The organism is Aeromonas enterica, assembly GCF_054052465.1.
On the sequence record NZ_JBSTYL010000035.1, the window covers coordinates 1 to 16,130 of the forward strand.

The following is a 16,130-nucleotide window of genomic DNA, read 5'->3' on the forward strand; positions in this document are numbered from 1 at the left end:
GATTGAACTGGGCCTGTACATTGGCCGCGCTCAGGCTGGCACTGGCCACCCCGTCGCTGCCGGCGCCACCCAGGCTGACCAGGCTTTCATCTACGGACACACGGCCTACACCTTCCGGCTCAGAGGTCAACGTGACACTCGGCACATCATCCAAGATCACCACATCCAAACTGCCACTGGTGCTATCACCATCTGTGTCCACCAGTACCACACCGAAACTCTCACCCAGAGCCGCATCATTGACAGGCTTGGTATGATTTTCATTGTCGCTCAGGGTGTAGCTGTAATTAACACTGCCTAACCCAGTAACAGGGTTGTAATTGATGCCGGTTACGACCAGCTGATTACCCAGTGGGCTGGGAATCGCCTGAGGGAACGCCGTAATGGCTTGCCCATTACTGATCAGTGTGACACCGCCCAGAGTCAAACTCTGTACGCCATCTGCCGCATTGAAGGTGAACGCGCCACTTTGTGTGAGAGCAGTTGCATTCGGGTTGCTGCCATCTGTCAAAGCAGCTTCATTTAACGTCAACTCACCACCTTCCAACTGCAAACCAGCCAGCTCAACAGGCTCATCAACCGGAGTGATAGCAATAGAGAGAGTGGACTGAACCGTGTCTGTACCGTCTGTGACGGTATAGTTCACTGTCGGAACCGGCCCATCGTAATTAGATGCCGGTGTGAACTGATAGCTTCCATCGGAATTGACCAAGAGGGTTCCCACCCCAGTCAAGGTGACTGGCGTGCCCAATGCCGGATTGATGATGGTGCCCCAGCTAAACCCGGTAACAGACGGAGCCTGTGGCCCATCATTGTCGACGGTATTGGTCAGCAAGTTGCCCGATATGGCGGTGTCTTCTGTCACAACAACACTCTCGTTCTGATCGGAGAGATCATTGGCAGGCGTAATGGTCAGTTCCAGTGTGGACTGTACCGTGTCAGTGCCATCGGTGACGCTGTAAGTGGCAGGAGGTACTGCACCATCATAGTTGGGGGCTGGTGTGAAGGTGAAACTGCCGTCAGCGTTAATGACAAGGCTGCCGACACCATCAATCGTGATACTGGTACCCGCAGCAACGTTGATGTTATCTCCCCAACTGAAGAGCAACACAGACGCAGCATCAGGACCATCAGTATTGACTGTGTTGGTGAGAACATTGCCATCCAGTACCCCATCTTCGGGTACGGTCAACTGCTCGCCTTGATCCGCCAGCTCATTGGTCAGCAATGGTTCTACCAACTGTTGAGTATCGACGACAGGCTCAGTCTGGTAAGTGGTGTCAAACCCGGCTGCGGCAATCGTGGCATCACCGATTCTGTCGATGGTGACAAAGCCTCCATTACCACTGGCACCGGCGACTCCACCAATTCCACCACCACCGGCAGCAGGTGCCCCACCAGCGGCAGAAGCCTCAAAGTTTTGTGTCGGGTCTACCCCTTGCAAGATCGATTTTTGCAGTGCGGCAATATCGGGAGAAGTGGCATTCCCTGCATCCGGAGCTTGCGGTTGTCCCGGCACTGGAGCATCCGGGGCCGTGGCGTCTGACGTAGCAACTGCTGGGGAGTCATCATAGGGCGCCAACACCAGCTTGGCGTCATCTGCGATATTGAGCTTGGCGCCGGGTTGAAGAATTTCACCTTTCTGCAGAGGGCGACTGCTGCCATCGGCCAACAATATTTGAACGCTGCCTTCAACAGAAGAAACCACCACGGTTTTGTCGATTACTTGGGTACGCATATCCATTGCTCCAACATGACAGATCTCGATGCCTACACCATAGATGTCTGTCCGTCTCACTTCCGTTGCAAAAATGTACAAGATTGGTTCAAACCGGAAGCAATGCTACGCATTAAATCGAAGGATCTTTTTTTATATTGTTTAATCAGTCACTTAATTGGGATTCGAGTAAGGCCTTACGGGCTCTCTCAGCTAAAAGTCTTAATACTTATTTTGATTTCGCATAAAAAAGGGCCCCGATGGGGCCCGATTGGTGTACTGGTGGCTCAGGACAAAGGGAAAGCCGGGTGTACGAAGCCCTGATAACCATCGATATGCAACTTGGAAAGCAACTCGACCTGATGCTGATCCTCAACACGGGTTGCAATGGTCGTTACCCCTGCATTGTGAGCGGCACGGCAAACTGCGGCCAGGAAAGAGGTATCGGCCCCCGGCTCCATGACCTGGCTGGTATAACCATGGTCAACCTTGACATAGGCTGGCGCCAGCTCCTCCAGATAACCCAGAGACTGGAAGTGACGACCATAATGATCAACGCCCCACTGGAACCCATGCTCCTGCAAGGTGCTCACCAAGGCGGTCACATTCCCCTTGTGCTTCATGATGGCGGCCTCCGGTATCTCAAACAACAACCTGTCCTTCAACTCGACGTGAGCCGACAGATACCCTGTCAGCCAAGTCAGAAACTCATCAGAACAGAGGGAGCCTGCCGTGATATTGATGGCCAGCACCAAATCTGATTGCTGTTCAAGCAAGGGCACGCAAGCATCCAGTACCGCCTGATCAAATTCGCTGCCCAGCTTGAACTGCTCGATGGCTGGCAAGAATTGACCGGCAAAATAATCGGTACCGTCACGTGAAATAGAGGCAAACAACTCGGCATGCAGCCGTACTCCATTGTCGAATCGGCAAGCGGGCTGAGCCTTGAAGCGCCACAAGTGCCGTACAATCGCATCTTGCACCAGGTCACGCCAAGCCAAACGCCCCATCAAGCCCTGATCGGTACCGCCTTCCATTACCACGGCACCACGGCGCTCATTACGCGCCTTGCCCAGAGCGTTGTCAGCCTTGGTCAGCAAGGCAGAAAGATCGTCATTACCGTCACGTCCCGCAATACCAATAACCGAGAGGGCATCCCCTTCCCCCATGGGATTCACGACCAGGTCGGCAATACGAGCGTTGATGGCTTCAGCAAGCTCCTTCAACTGAGCCAGATCATCGGTAGGACACAACAGCGCATATTCTGTTGCAGAAATCCGTGCCACTGCCGAACCATCCCACCCTTTCAGCTGCTCTTTCAAGGCTTGTGCTATTGACTTGACCATGTTGTCCCGCGCGGCAAAACCCTCTTCACGGTACAAATCATCGAGCATATCGACCGCCACCAGCATGACACCGCCTTGTCCCGCCTCGGCAATCCATGCATTGACCTGCCCGACAAAATAGGCACGATTACCCAAGCCGGAAACAGCGTCCACATAGACACGCTCCCGCAATGTCTCGGCTTCTTCCGCTTGCTCTTTAAACTGCAAAGCCAACTTGCTGGAGAGGGTGTTGATGGCCTGTACCACCTGTTTCAATTCGTGGGTCTTGGGCTCTGGAATGGCATGGCCAAAGTGGTGCAGTTCAATCTCCACCGCCTGCTCACAGATCTGTTTGAGCGGCTTGAGCAGATAATTCAGTGCTCTCATCAACAAAATGGTGGTGATCAAAAAACCGATCAGAAACCAGCTTGCCAGTTCACTCATCCCTCGCCACAGTTCGTAATACGCCTGACCCGGGTGACCCACTACTTTCAATTTGCCCAGTTGCAGCCAGCCAGACGTCAAAATTGACTCATTGGATACCTCGGGAAACAGGCCCAAATCAATGAACCATTGGGGTACCCCCTGAATATTGCTGGTGTTCTCTTGCTCGATGACATCCTTGGAAGCCAGCAGATCCAGCCGGACCAACCGGTAATAGCCACCATCAAAGATGGCCTGTATCACTGATTCAGCACCTACCTTGTCACCATTTTCCAAATACGGGGTAAGCGCCAGTCCCAATGACGTGGCGGTATTGATGACCGTAGTTTCCTGTTGCTGCGCCAGGTAAGTCCGAGTCGAATTGAATTGCACCCAATAAGTGGCCGCAAACAACAATCCGAACAGGATCAACATGGTTGCCAATAATTGTCTGTAGAGCGTCATAGGTTAATCATCCAAATTCACCACAGGCCGAGCCAATCGCCCTGAAGTCATGCGATTGCGTAAATCACTCCATAATCCCAAGCGTGACGACTGTCCGGCAAGTTCCCCTTGACCACGCGCCTTCATCAACCACAAGTGACTACCATTAAAACTGTATATAGGCATCAAATCCCTGCGCTGGCTGGCAGGTCGGATGGAGCCAATCAAATTATCCAAAATCACTGGCACGGAAGAGGGCGTGTCATAGTAAGCAACAACCATATGGAACTGGTTGTAATCCAATGCTTTGACATACACCATCCGCATTTTTTCATCCGGAATACCCAGCTCCAGCAGAGTAAAATATTTGGAAATACTGAAGTCTTCGCAATCACCACCTGCCGCCCCTAAAAACTCCAGTGGGGTGGCCCAGTAATCTTTTTTGCGCCACAACTTGATGTCATCGATGAAGCGCATTTGGTTGAAAAACTGGTTTACCTTCTCCAGCTTCTGGCGCTCACTCAGCCCAGCAGCACGATTTTGCATGACCAGTGTTCGCCAAGTCGTCACGCGCTTGCCCGCCCTGACGCCGTAGGTTTCTTGAGCCCGCTGCACCAACTTGAGATCTTCGGGTGACAAGGGCTGACTGGCAGAAAGAAGAAGCGGCAGTAAAACCAGCAGTAGCCACAATGAGTAACGTAGCCAACGTACACGTAAGAGTGATGTCAGCCTGTAGGCTGACGCCATACCATCACAGCTTATCTTGCACCGCGCCGTTAAATGCATCAAATGGCTCTCACTACACCAGCCAAATATGGCTACCAGAGACAAGAGATGGTGGCAGCATTGCTGCAACCATCTCTTTTACTCGCATCAAGCCTGATGCGTTTTCCATTACTGTTTTGCTTGCCAATCGGCCGGCTGTTGCACATTGAAAGCGTTGAGCAAACTGCCCGTGGCGTTGAGGATACGATAATCCGCCAGCAGGGAATCATACTCCGCGGTGATATAGCTGCGACGCGCTTCAAACAGTTCGTTTTCGGTGTTCAACACGTCCAACAAGGTACGCTGACCCAGGCCAAACTGCTTCTTGTACGCCTGTACTGTGTCATAGCTGGCATCAACGTGCTCTTTCAGGAACGTCTTCTGTTTGGTCAGAGACTCTTTAGCGTTCCAAGCCAGACGGGTACCCTCTTCGACCTGACGGAAGGCATTCATATGAATATCTTTCGCTTGAGAGTAAAGAGCCGACGTGGCGTTGCTTTGTGCCAGATCGGAACCACCACGGAACAGGTTGTAACGCATGCGCACCATGGCAGTCAGATCGTCGTTACGGCCCTTGACCGCATCGATGTCTTCGTTCCAATTCTGATCCACCTCGAACGAAACATTCGGATAGAAATCAGATTTTGACCCTTCATGCTGATACTTGGCAGCTTCTATATCCTGCAAGGAGGAGAGTAGAGTCGGGTGCACTTCGGTGGCCGTTTTCAATGCAGCATCCAGACTGGCAGGAATCAGTTCTCCATTGGGAACAGGTTGCACCAGATCCTTTGGCACCTCGTTGACAACACGAATGAACTCGCTTTCAGCATCGCGATAATTGTTCTCGGCAGCCGCCTGATTGGCATAGGCCCGGGCGACACGACCATCGATCTGGGTCTGGTCAGCGGTAGAGCCCAGACCTGAATCGGTCCGCTTGCTGATATCGCTGCGGATCTGCTCATGGGTTTCCAGGTTTTGTTTGGACAGCTCCAGAATCTCCTGCTGGCGCAGCATGTTGAGGTAAACCTCGGCCACACGCAGTGCGGTGTTCTCCGCCTCGGAGATCATGGCCAGACGCTGGGCATTCGCTTCGGCATCGGTCCGGGCCACGTTGCTACTGACATTGAAGCCGTCAAACAGCATCTGACGCAGGCTGATCCCGGCCTCTTTGCGAGTCATCGAATCATCGATGGTGGTCGAGTTCGGACTTGCTGCACGGGTAGACGGGCTGTCGGTCTTTTCATAACCGACACCACCGCGCAGATCTATGGTGGGGTAATAACCGCCTTTGGCGCCATCATGCTGGTACAGTCGAGCCTGATAGAGATCAAAAGCCTCCTTGATTTTGGGATGGGTAGCCAGTGACTGTGCCACTGACTGTTCCAGCGTTTGGGCCTGGGTGAGGCCCGGGAACAGCACGGCGCCACTTACTAACATGGCAACAATCGTCTTCTTCATGTTATCTCCAGTCATGTTGTTTTTAGATTGTTGGCTTATCGTTCTCTCAGTGCCGACTGCTTTGCCCGTAAAATCGGCTTAAGCAAATAGTCTAGGACACTTTTTTTACCAGTAATAATATCTGCACTGGCTAACATACCGGGGATGATGGGAAGTGCGTTAAGCTCATCGCCCAAGTAACTTTTCTCGGTGCGGACCCGTACCAGATAGAAGGAATTACCATCTTCATCCTGGATAGAATCAGCACTTATCTGTTCAACTTTGCCATGTAACCCACCATAAATAGTGAAGTCATAGGCCGTGATCTTGACCACCGCATCCAGCCCTGGTCGCAAGAATGCAATGTCTTTCGGGGAAACCTTGGCCTCGACCAGCAGGGTGTCTTCCAGCGGAACAATTTCCATCAAATCCATGCCTGGTTGCACCACGCCACCCAAGGTATTGATCTTGAGCTTCTTGATGGTGCCTTTAAGCGGCGCGATCACGCTGGTCCTGTCGACCCTGTCCTGCAGTCCGACTTGGCCTTCAGATAGCTGTCCCAATTTTCCCTGTTTCTCATTGAGCTCAGTTTGAGAATCGGCCCTGAATTTGAGCGCGATATCATTGCGCTTTGAAATGGTCTCGCGCAATACCGCATTGAGTTTCGGGATTAGCAGTTGGTTGCTCTCAAGCTCCCCTTGCATTTCGTTGACCTGCCGCTCCAGCTTGATCAATTCAACTTGTGGCACTATCCCCTCTTTCGCCAAGGGACGACTGATATTGAGCTCCTGTTTGGCAAGCTCCACACTGCGGCTTACGGTGCGGATCTTGGCATTCAGTTCGATCAGCTCCTGCTCATTCTGTTCAATCTGATGGCCCAAGATATAAAGCTGGTTTCTCAAGTTGTCGAGGCGATCCTTTTGTACAGAGCGCTCGCGGTTGGCATATTCGGCGAATACCATTTCATAGCCATCAGGAAACTGGATCGGCGCAGCCCCCACTACGACCTGCTCACGCCACCCCAACGTTGGCTCGCTTTTTACCTCGATGCTTGCCATTTCGGCCCGCAGCCGAGCAATGTCACCTTTCAGAGTGACCAGCTCTTGTTCCCGTTCCCGAAAATCGGAGCGGAAACGGGTGTCATCGATACGCAGCAGCGGCTGTCCCTTCTCAACTATGTCACCCTCCTTGACGAAGATCTCCTTGACGATCCCCCCTTCCAGGTTCTGGATCACTTGCAACTGACGGGACGGGATCACCTTGCCCTGCCCGACGGTTACTTCATCGAGTTTTGCCCAGGCAGCCCAGACAATGGCGCTCATGAAAAACAGGAAGCAGGCCCACAGCAGCGCTCTGGCCCGTGTAGGAGTGGTCAACAGGACGGCGGCAGCCCCGTCATCGACAAATTCCAGATGCTCGGAAGCTGGCAGCACGGTATCTGCTGGCGACCTCTTGAACAGGCCAAATCTAGCCATTGGACGCCTCCTGCACACGTACCTTGCCTTCCTTCAACTGTTGCAACACCACCTCTTTGGGTCCATCTGCCACTATCTGCCCCTGCTCCACAACGATGACCCTTGATGCGACATCAAGCATGGAAGTCTTGTGAGTGATGAGGATAAGGGTCGTTTCCGGGCCCAGGCGTGCCAGCTCATGCTTGACCTGCATCTCTGACTGGTTATCCATGTTGGAAGTGGGCTCATCCATTACCAGAATGGGAGGATCGTTGAGCAGGGCACGGGCCAACAGGATTGCCTGACGCTGACCACCGGAGAGCTGGCGCCCCCCCTCGCCTATCTGGCGGTCCAGACCGTTCGGGTCCCGGTTGGTGAAGTTGGTCACCCCGGCCCGCTTGGCCGCACGCATGACCCGCACATCGTCCACCAGCGGATTGCCCAGCATGATGTTGTCGCGCACCGAGCCAAAAAACAGGGTCACGTCTTGCGGCACGCACCCTATGTTGCGCCGGATCACCGATGCAGGCAGCTGATCCAACTCGAACCCGTCGATGCGTACCGAACCATCAGTCGGCCGATACAGGCCCATCAGGATCTTCTCGAGCGTCGTCTTGCCCGCCCCGATCCGGCCGATGATGGCCACCTTCTCGCCCGGCTCGATCCGCAGATTGATGTTGTGCAGTGTGCTGCTTTCCATCCCGGGGTACTTGAACGACACATTGTCAAATTCGATCCGGCCAGCGATGACAGGGTGATGAATATACTGCTTGCCCTCCTCCTGCTCCCCCGGCGTCATCATGATCTTCTCCAGGATCTCCAGCGCGGACTTGGCCTGGTTGTAGCGGGTGGAGAGCACAGAGAGCTGCACCATGGGGGCGATGGCACGGCTCGACAGCATGACGGCAGCAATCATGCCGCCCATGGTGACCAGCCCTTCCGATATCTGATAAACACCGACGATCACCAGACCCACGGTCACCACTTGCTGGATGTAGCTGGCCAGGGACGACATGGAGTTGGTGATGCGGCGCGTCTGCACGCCCCAAGTCGATATATGGGATACCGCCTGTTCCCAGCGATGCTGGAACATGCTCTCGGCGCCGAAAATTTTGACCGTCTCCAGTCCGGAAATACTCTCGATCAGGTTGGCGTTTTTCTGGGAAGCGAGCCGCGATCCCTCTTCAATGGACTGCTTGAGCGGCGCTTGGATATAGAAGCTGTAAGCCACCAGGATCAACATGGCGACGATGGGCACCATCACCATGACACCGGCAAACATCCAGATGATAAAGAGGAAGAAGACCGCAAAGGGCAGATCGATGAGGGTCGAGACAGTGGCAGAGGTGAAAAACTCTCGTACCGATTCGAACTCTTGCAGGTGTTTGGCAAAGGCGCCGGTAGAGGCCGGTCTCGATTCCATTCGCATGCCCATCACCTTGGCGAAGATCTTGGCCGACAGCAACACGTCCGATTTCTTGCCCGCGATATCGATAAAATAGCTGCGCAACTGGCGCATCACGAAATCGAAGGTAAACACCACCATGGCGCCTACCGCCAACACCCAAAGCGACTCGAACGCCAGGTTGGGCACTATCTTGTCATAAACGTTCATGGTGAACAGCGGGCTGGCCACCGCAAACAGGTTGATCAAGACGGAGGCGATCAGTACATCCCGATAGATGCCACGGGATTCAAACAAGGTGCTCCAGAACCAGTGTCCATTACGTGTCTCCAGTACCTTGGGAGAACGATCATCAAACTTGAACTGCTTTTTGACGAAGAAGAGCCGGCCCAGATACTCATCACCCAACTGGGCTATGCTGAGCCACTCGGCCGCATCCCCTGCCTGAGGAAAAATCACCTTGCCCTGGGTTCTGTCTTCGTTCCATTCCAGCAATATGCAGGCCCCACCGTTACGCATCTGCAACACGCAAGGCAACAACAGAGAGGAGATATCGGCAAGCGGCTGAATCACTTCCCGTGCAGACAGTCCCCCCCGTTCGGCGGCGCGGCTGAACAGGTTCGGGGTCAGCAGGCCGGATACCAGCGGCAATCCAGTGGTCAGAGCATCCCGGCTGTTGGGCACGCCATAAAAGCGGGTCAGGAAGACCAGGCACTCCAACAACTCATCAATACGGTTAGTTTCTGCTTGCATAGCATCCTGTCACTGCATGATTAGGCCGACGGTGGTGGTCACACATCGCTGTCCGGCGAACGCGATCTCGTGGAATAACGCGATCTCGTGGAATAAAGAACCCCGGCTCCACGGCAAGAGATCAACAGCCTGATTAACGTTAAGCACAGGTAAATGACACTGAATGTCATCGCCAGACCTGAGAGGCAATACGCCCAAAGGCGATACGGTATGGTCGGTTCGCGATAGCGACACAAGATGGCGCCATGTCCGATATATCCCGCCCAAATTGGAAATAATACAAGCTTATTGATAATGATATCTTTTTCAAGCCCAATACTATATCAATACAATTTTACCGAAACTATACCGCAAAGACTGAATTTCATCTAATAACCCTCTGTTTTTTTGACAAAATTTGCTTGTTCACCCAATAGACCCTGCAAGGGAAAAAGGGCGACCCAGACTATGACCCTGAGCGCCTGAACGAGCCAGTTCACTAGCAATTCCGGCCATGGCTGTCCAACGATTCTCACACCAGACCGGCGCCAACAGGGTCGGGCGACGCGCTGAGGCCGAGATGCGGTGATAAACCACCTCGGGGGGGGTGTGCTGGATCATGGCCACCGCCGTTTCAACATATTGCTCCAGAGTCAGCACCTCCAGTCGCCCTGCCTGCCAGGCCTTGCCGAGGGTGCTCCCCTCAACCACGTGCAGCGGATGCAGCTTTATCCCCTCTACGCCCGTCTCCACGATGCGGTGCAGCGTATTCAGGCTGTCCATGGGCACTTCACCGGGCAGGCCGACTATCAGGTGAGCGCAGACCTTGATGCCACGCCGATGGGCCCGGGCAACTGCATCGTCATAGGCGGCGTAGCCGTGCCCCCGATTGATGCGCTGCAAGGTCTTGTCATTGGCGCTCTGCAGCCCCAGCTCCAGCCATACCTCGTAACCACGGGCCTGATAGCCCGCCAGCAAGTCCAGCACTGCATCCGGCACGCAGTCGGGGCGAGTGCCGACACACAAGCCCACCATGTCGCTGACCGAGAGCGCCTCTTCATACATGCGCTGCAGATATTCAACCTCGGCATAGGTGCTGGTATAAGCCTGAAAATAGGCGAGATAGCGCTTGGCACGGGTCACTTCGTCCCGGCGTGCCAGCAGTTGCTGCACCACGGAGAGCTGCTGGGCCGACTCGTCGGCAAAAGAGGAGACATTGCAGAAGGTGCAGCCACCGCGGCCCAGGGTGCCATCCCGATTGGGGCAGGTGAAGGCGCCGTGAATGGAGAGTTTGTGGATCTTCTGGCCGTGGCGTTGCTTGAGATCCTGACCGAATGTATTGACGAGTTCGTGTAACTGCATGACACCTCCGCTAAAGGAGCGCCATTGTACGAGCTTGCATAAACAGGGCGCTGAGCTGGATCAAGGGAGGTGAGAGTCAGAAAACATATAAATATTCACCAATATTTGGATAAATATCTGCAAGTGGGTAGTTATTGACGCTTTCGAAACCCGTCAGCTAAAAACAGTGCTCGGGCCACAGCTCAATAACGGCCAGCTAACCACCTGTTGAACAATGAAATTTTTCTCATAGACCCATTGGCGACAAATGCAAGACACAGGGTACATAATTGTGATCGCCACCTCTCACTGGCCGGATAGATTGGTAAAATTACTACAAATCCCCGCTCCCACTGAGTCAACCAACAAAACCCAAGATATCAGTATTAAATCCCGCAAAAATAAAAATACCCAGAGCAATAGCCACTCCAGGCCCCATATACACCCGCACCCCGACATTTTGTTATGACTTTGTAATAATTAAAACAGCCGGGATGTCCAATTGACCTTGCCGAAAAATCCCATTAGTTTGGAGATTCGCCACCTCAGGCGGACGGAACCACAAGAGCCAATCGCAATTTATGCAGTTTGCGATGGAAGGCCGAGCAAGGGAGAAATGCAATGTCACTATATGATCCAAAGCTGGAGAGGGATAACTGTGGCTTCGGCCTGTTGGCCCACATGGAAGGGGAAGCCAGCCACAAGCTTGTCCGTCTCGCGATGTCAGCCTTGGCTCGCATGCAGCACCGCGGCGGCATCTCCGCCGACGGCAAGACCGGCGATGGCTGCGGCCTTCTGCTGCAAAAACCGGACAGCTTCTATCGCGCGATCGCCGAAGAGAAAGGATGGCACCTGGGCCGCAACTATGCGGTCGGCATGCTGTTCCTGAATCCGGACCCCCTGTTGGCCCAGAAAACCCGCGACATCATCGACGAGGAGCTGGAAAGAGAGACCTTGAGTCTGGTCGGTTGGCGCAAGGTGCCCATCGATACCAATGTGCTCGGTCCCATCGCCAAAGCCTCCCTGCCCAGCATCGAACAAGTCTTTGTCAACGCACCACCCGGCTGGGTCGACAAGGATCTCGAGCGTCGCCTCTATATAGTGCGTCGCCGCATTGAGAAACGCATCAGTGACGACTACTTCTACGTGGTCAGCCTCTCCAACTTGGTCACAGTCTACAAGGGACTGTGTATGCCGGTGGATTTGCCGCGCTTCTATCTGGATCTCGCCGACATTCGCATGCAGGCCGCCATCTGCGTGTTCCACCAGCGTTTCTCCACCAACACCAGCCCGCGCTGGCCGTTGGCGCAGCCGTTCCGCTACCTGGCACACAACGGCGAGATCAACACCATCGCCGGCAACCGTCAGTGGGCCAAGGCGCGCAGCTACAAGTTTGCCACCCCGCTGATCCCGGATCTGCAAGAGGCCGCCCCCTTCGTCAACACCACGGGCTCCGACTCCTCCAGCCTCGACAACATGCTGGATCTGTTCCTGGCCGGTGGCATGGACCTGTTCCGTGCCATGCGCCTGCTGATCCCGCCAGCATGGCAAAAACACCCGAACATGGATGACGACCTGCGCGCCTTCTATGACTTCAACTCCATGCACATGGAACCCTGGGATGGCCCGGCCGGCATCGTCATGACAGATGGCCGCTACGCCACCTGCGCGCTCGATCGCAACGGCCTGCGTCCGGCCCGCTATGTCATCACCAAGGACAAGTTCATCACGCTGGCCTCCGAAGTAGGTACCTGGGATTACACCCCGGACGAGGTGCTGGAGAAGGGCCGGGTCGGCCCGGGCGAGCTGTTCGTGGTAGATACCAGCAACGGCAAGATCTGGACCAGCTTCGAGATCGATGACGATCTCAAGAGCCGTCACACCTACAAGCAGTGGATGGACAAGCATTGCAAACGGCTGGTGCCGTTCGAGCAGATGGATGACGCCAGCACAGGCGCCCGCGAGTTCTCGGACGACCAGCTCAAGACCTATCAGAAGCTGTTCGGCTACTCCTACGAGGAGCTGGATCAGATCATCCGCGTTCTCGGCGAGAACGGCCAGGAAGCGGTAGGCTCCATGGGGGATGACACCCCGATGGCGGTCCTCTCCTCCAGCCAGCGCACCCTGTATGACTACTTCCGCCAGATGTTCGCCCAGGTGACCAATCCGCCCATCGATCCGCTGCGGGAAAACCACGTCATGTCGCTGGCCACCTGCATCGGGCGCGAGCAAAACGTCTTCAACGAAACCTTCGGCCACGCCCACCGTGTGCTGTTCCAGTCGCCGATCCTGCTCTACTCCGACTTCCACCAGTTGCTGGCGCTGGAAGGGGAACACTATCGTCATGCAGTGTTGAGCCTCAACTTCGCGCCCGAAGAGGGGCTGGAAGCTGCGCTCAACCGCGTCTGTGAGGAAGCCAAGGCCGCCGCCCAGGCCGGCACCGTCCTGCTGGTGCTGTCGGATCGGGACGTCAGTGCCAATACCCTGCCCATTCCAGCCGCCATGGCGGTGGGCGCGGTGCAACGCACCCTGGTGGACAACAACCTGCGCTGCGACGCCAACATCCTGGTGGAGACCGCCAGCTGTCGCGATCCGCACCACTTCTCGGTGTTGCTGGGCTTTGGCGCCACCGCCATCTACCCCTATCTGGCCTATGAGACTCTCGCCAAACAGGTCGAGGAAGGGGTGCTCAAAATGAGCCTGCGCCAGGCCATGCTCAACTACCGCAACGGCATCAACAAGGGGCTCTACAAGGTGATGTCCAAGATGGGCATCAGCACGGTCGCCAGCTACCGCTGCTCCCAGCTGTTTGAAGCCGTTGGCCTCTCCAGCGCCGTGGTCGCCATGTGCTTCCGGGGCGTCTCCAGCCGCATTCAGGGCGCCGATTTTGCCGACATCCAGCAGGATCAGCTCAATCTGGCCCGCCAGGCCTGGCTACAGCGCAAGTCCCTCACCCAGGGCGGCCTGCTCAAGTTTGTCCACGGCGGCGAGTACCACACCTACAACCCGGACGTGGTGCAGACCCTGCAAACCGCGGTGCGCTCCGGCGACTACGCCGATTACAAGGAGTACGCGCGTCTGGTGAATGAACGCCCTGTCTCCACCTTGCGTGATCTGCTCGCCCTGAAGAAGGTCGACAACCCGGTGGCGCTGGATCAAGTCGAGCCTGCGGCCAAGCTGTTCCCCCGTTTCGACTCCGCAGCCATGTCCATCGGCGCGCTGGGGCCTGAGGCCCACGAGGCGCTGGCGGTAGCCATGAACCGGCTCGGCGGCAAGAGCAACTCGGGCGAGGGTGGCGAAGATCCCAAGCGTTTCGGCACCGAGAAGAACTCCCGCATCAAGCAGGTGGCCTCGGGGCGCTTCGGCGTCACCCCCCACTACCTGATGAACGCCGACGTGGTGCAGATCAAGGTGGCCCAGGGCGCCAAGCCCGGCGAAGGGGGCCAGCTGCCCGGTGACAAGGTGACGGCCCAGATAGCCAAACTGCGTTATTCCGTGCCCGGCGTGACCCTGATCTCGCCGCCGCCGCACCACGACATCTACTCCATCGAGGACTTGGCCCAGCTCATCTTCGACATCAAGCAGATCAACCCGGACTGTCTGGTGTCGGTCAAACTGGTCTCCGAGCCCGGCGTCGGTACCATCGCCTGCGGCGTGGCCAAGGCCTATGCCGACTTTATCACCGTCTCGGGTTATGACGGTGGCACCGGCGCCAGCCCGCTGAGTTCGGTCAAGTATGCCGGCTCCCCCTGGGAGCTTGGCCTGGCCGAAACCCAGCAAGCTCTGGTGGCCAACGGCCTGCGCCACAAGGTGCGGTTGCAGGTGGATGGCGGCCTCAAGACCGGTCTGGACATCATCAAGGCGGCCATCCTCGGCGCCGAAAGCTTCGGTTTTGGCACCGGCCCCATGGTGGCGCTCGGTTGCAAATACCTGCGTATCTGTCACCTGAACAACTGCGCCACCGGCGTCGCCACCCAGGATGAGAAACTGCGCCGCGAGCACTTCACCGGCCTGCCGGAGATGGTGATGAACTACTTCCAGTTCATCGCGGAGGAGACGCGCGAGCTGATGGCCCGGCTGGGGGTGTCCCAGCTGACGGATCTGATCGGTCGTACCGACTTGCTCGAAGCCCTGCCCGGCCTCACCGCCCGTCAGGCCAAGCTGGATCTCTCCGGCATACTGGCAAGCCCGGTGGCTCCGGCAGGCTCCAGCCTGTTCAGCCAGCAGCACAATCCCACCTTCGACAAGGGTCCGCTCAACCTCAAGATGGTGGAAGATCTGCTGGAGGCGGTCGAGTACAAGTCGGGCGGTGAATTCCGCTATGACATCCGCAACACGGATCGCTCGGTGGGTGCGCGCCTGTCTGGCGAGATAGTCAAACGCCACGGCAACCAGGGCATGGCGGCCGATCCGGTGAAGGTTCACTTCAACGGTACCGCAGGCCAGAGCTTCGGTGTCTGGAACGCGGGTGGCCTCGAGATGATACTCACGGGTGACGCCAACGACTACGTGGGCAAGGGCATGACTGGTGGCAAGCTGGTGGTCAAACCCCACGTCGGCGTGGCGTTCAAGTCCCACGAGGCGGCCATCATCGGCAACACCTGCCTCTATGGCGCCACCGGCGGCAAGCTCTACGCGGCAGGCACGGCGGGCGAGCGCTTCGCAGTGCGCAACTCCGGCGCCCTGGCGGTGGTCGAGGGGATTGGCGACAACGGCTGTGAATACATGACAGGCGGCATCGTCACCATACTCGGCACCACGGGCGTCAACTTCGCAGCGGGCATGACAGGCGGTTTTGCCTACGTGCTGGACGAGTGCGGCAACTTTGCCAAGCGCACCAACCCCGAGCTGGTGGAACTGCTGGACGTGGCGGATCTCGCCATCCACCAGGAGCACCTGCGCGGTATCATCACGGCGCACTTGGCCGAGACAGGCAGCTCACGCGCCGAGGAGATCCTGGCCAATTTCGACTCCTATGTGCCCAAGTTCAGGCTGATCAAACCCAAGTCCAGCGACGTCAAGTCCCTGCTTGGCCACACCAGCCGTTCCAGTGCAGAACTCAGAATCCAGGCGCAATAAGGAGGGAA

At 56.1% G+C, this 16,130-nt stretch carries 8 protein-coding genes; 1 reads left to right on the top strand and 7 read right to left on the bottom strand.

The window, feature by feature from the left end:
- The 7 genes from ACW5XD_RS22265 to ACW5XD_RS22295 all read right to left on the bottom strand — a co-directional run.
- Positions 1-1,819: retention module-containing protein (locus ACW5XD_RS22265; RefSeq protein WP_456496775.1), on the bottom strand; the 1,819-nt coding region annotated here is incomplete at its 3' end.
- 185 nt (positions 1,820-2,004) lie between these two features.
- Positions 2,005-3,930, bottom strand: coding sequence for an EAL domain-containing protein (locus tag ACW5XD_RS22270; protein WP_456496776.1), 1,926 nt, complete (start codon positions 3,928-3,930; stop codon positions 2,005-2,007).
- A 3-nt stretch (positions 3,931-3,933) separates the two neighbouring features.
- The gene (locus ACW5XD_RS22275; RefSeq protein WP_456496777.1) at positions 3,934-4,656 is read right to left on the bottom strand and encodes a transglutaminase-like cysteine peptidase; all 723 of its coding nucleotides are present in this window, start codon (positions 4,654-4,656) and stop codon (positions 3,934-3,936) included.
- A 147-nt stretch (positions 4,657-4,803) separates the two neighbouring features.
- Positions 4,804-6,132, bottom strand: coding sequence for a TolC family outer membrane protein (locus ACW5XD_RS22280; protein ID WP_456496778.1), 1,329 nt, complete (start codon positions 6,130-6,132; stop codon positions 4,804-4,806).
- A gap of 35 nt (positions 6,133-6,167) precedes the next feature.
- Complete coding sequence (locus tag ACW5XD_RS22285) at positions 6,168-7,586, bottom strand: HlyD family type I secretion periplasmic adaptor subunit (RefSeq protein WP_456496779.1); 1,419 nt, start codon at positions 7,584-7,586, stop codon at positions 6,168-6,170.
- Positions 7,579-9,723, bottom strand: coding sequence for a type I secretion system permease/ATPase (locus ACW5XD_RS22290; protein ID WP_456496780.1), 2,145 nt, complete (start codon positions 9,721-9,723; stop codon positions 7,579-7,581). Before ACW5XD_RS22290 ends, ACW5XD_RS22285 begins: the two co-directional genes overlap by 8 nt.
- A 405-nt stretch (positions 9,724-10,128) precedes the next feature.
- A complete protein-coding gene (locus ACW5XD_RS22295; protein ID WP_456496781.1) occupies positions 10,129-11,064 on the bottom strand; it encodes a TIGR01212 family radical SAM protein in 936 nt (311 codons plus the stop codon).
- Positions 11,065-11,664: 600 nt separating this feature from the next.
- Here ACW5XD_RS22295 and gltB point away from each other — a divergent pair.
- Positions 11,665-16,122 (top strand): glutamate synthase large subunit, encoded by a 4,458-nt coding sequence (gene gltB, locus ACW5XD_RS22300; protein WP_456496782.1) that lies wholly within the window; start codon positions 11,665-11,667, stop codon positions 16,120-16,122.
- The last annotated feature ends 8 nt before the right edge of the window (positions 16,123-16,130 follow it).

Excerpts from the sequence above, each read along its gene's own strand:
- ACW5XD_RS22270 (WP_456496776.1), bottom strand. The coding sequence starts at position 3,930 with ATGACGCTCTACAGACAATTATTGGCAACCATGTTGATCCTGTTCGGA.
- ACW5XD_RS22275 (WP_456496777.1), bottom strand. The coding sequence starts at position 4,656 with ATGGCGTCAGCCTACAGGCTGACATCACTCTTACGTGTACGTTGGCTA.
- ACW5XD_RS22280 (WP_456496778.1), bottom strand. The coding sequence starts at position 6,132 with ATGAAGAAGACGATTGTTGCCATGTTAGTAAGTGGCGCCGTGCTGTTC.
- ACW5XD_RS22285 (WP_456496779.1), bottom strand. The coding sequence starts at position 7,586 with ATGGCTAGATTTGGCCTGTTCAAGAGGTCGCCAGCAGATACCGTGCTG.
- ACW5XD_RS22290 (WP_456496780.1), bottom strand. The coding sequence starts at position 9,723 with ATGCAAGCAGAAACTAACCGTATTGATGAGTTGTTGGAGTGCCTGGTC.
- ACW5XD_RS22295 (WP_456496781.1), bottom strand. The coding sequence starts at position 11,064 with ATGCAGTTACACGAACTCGTCAATACATTCGGTCAGGATCTCAAGCAA.
- gltB (WP_456496782.1), top strand. The coding sequence starts at position 11,665 with ATGTCACTATATGATCCAAAGCTGGAGAGGGATAACTGTGGCTTCGGC.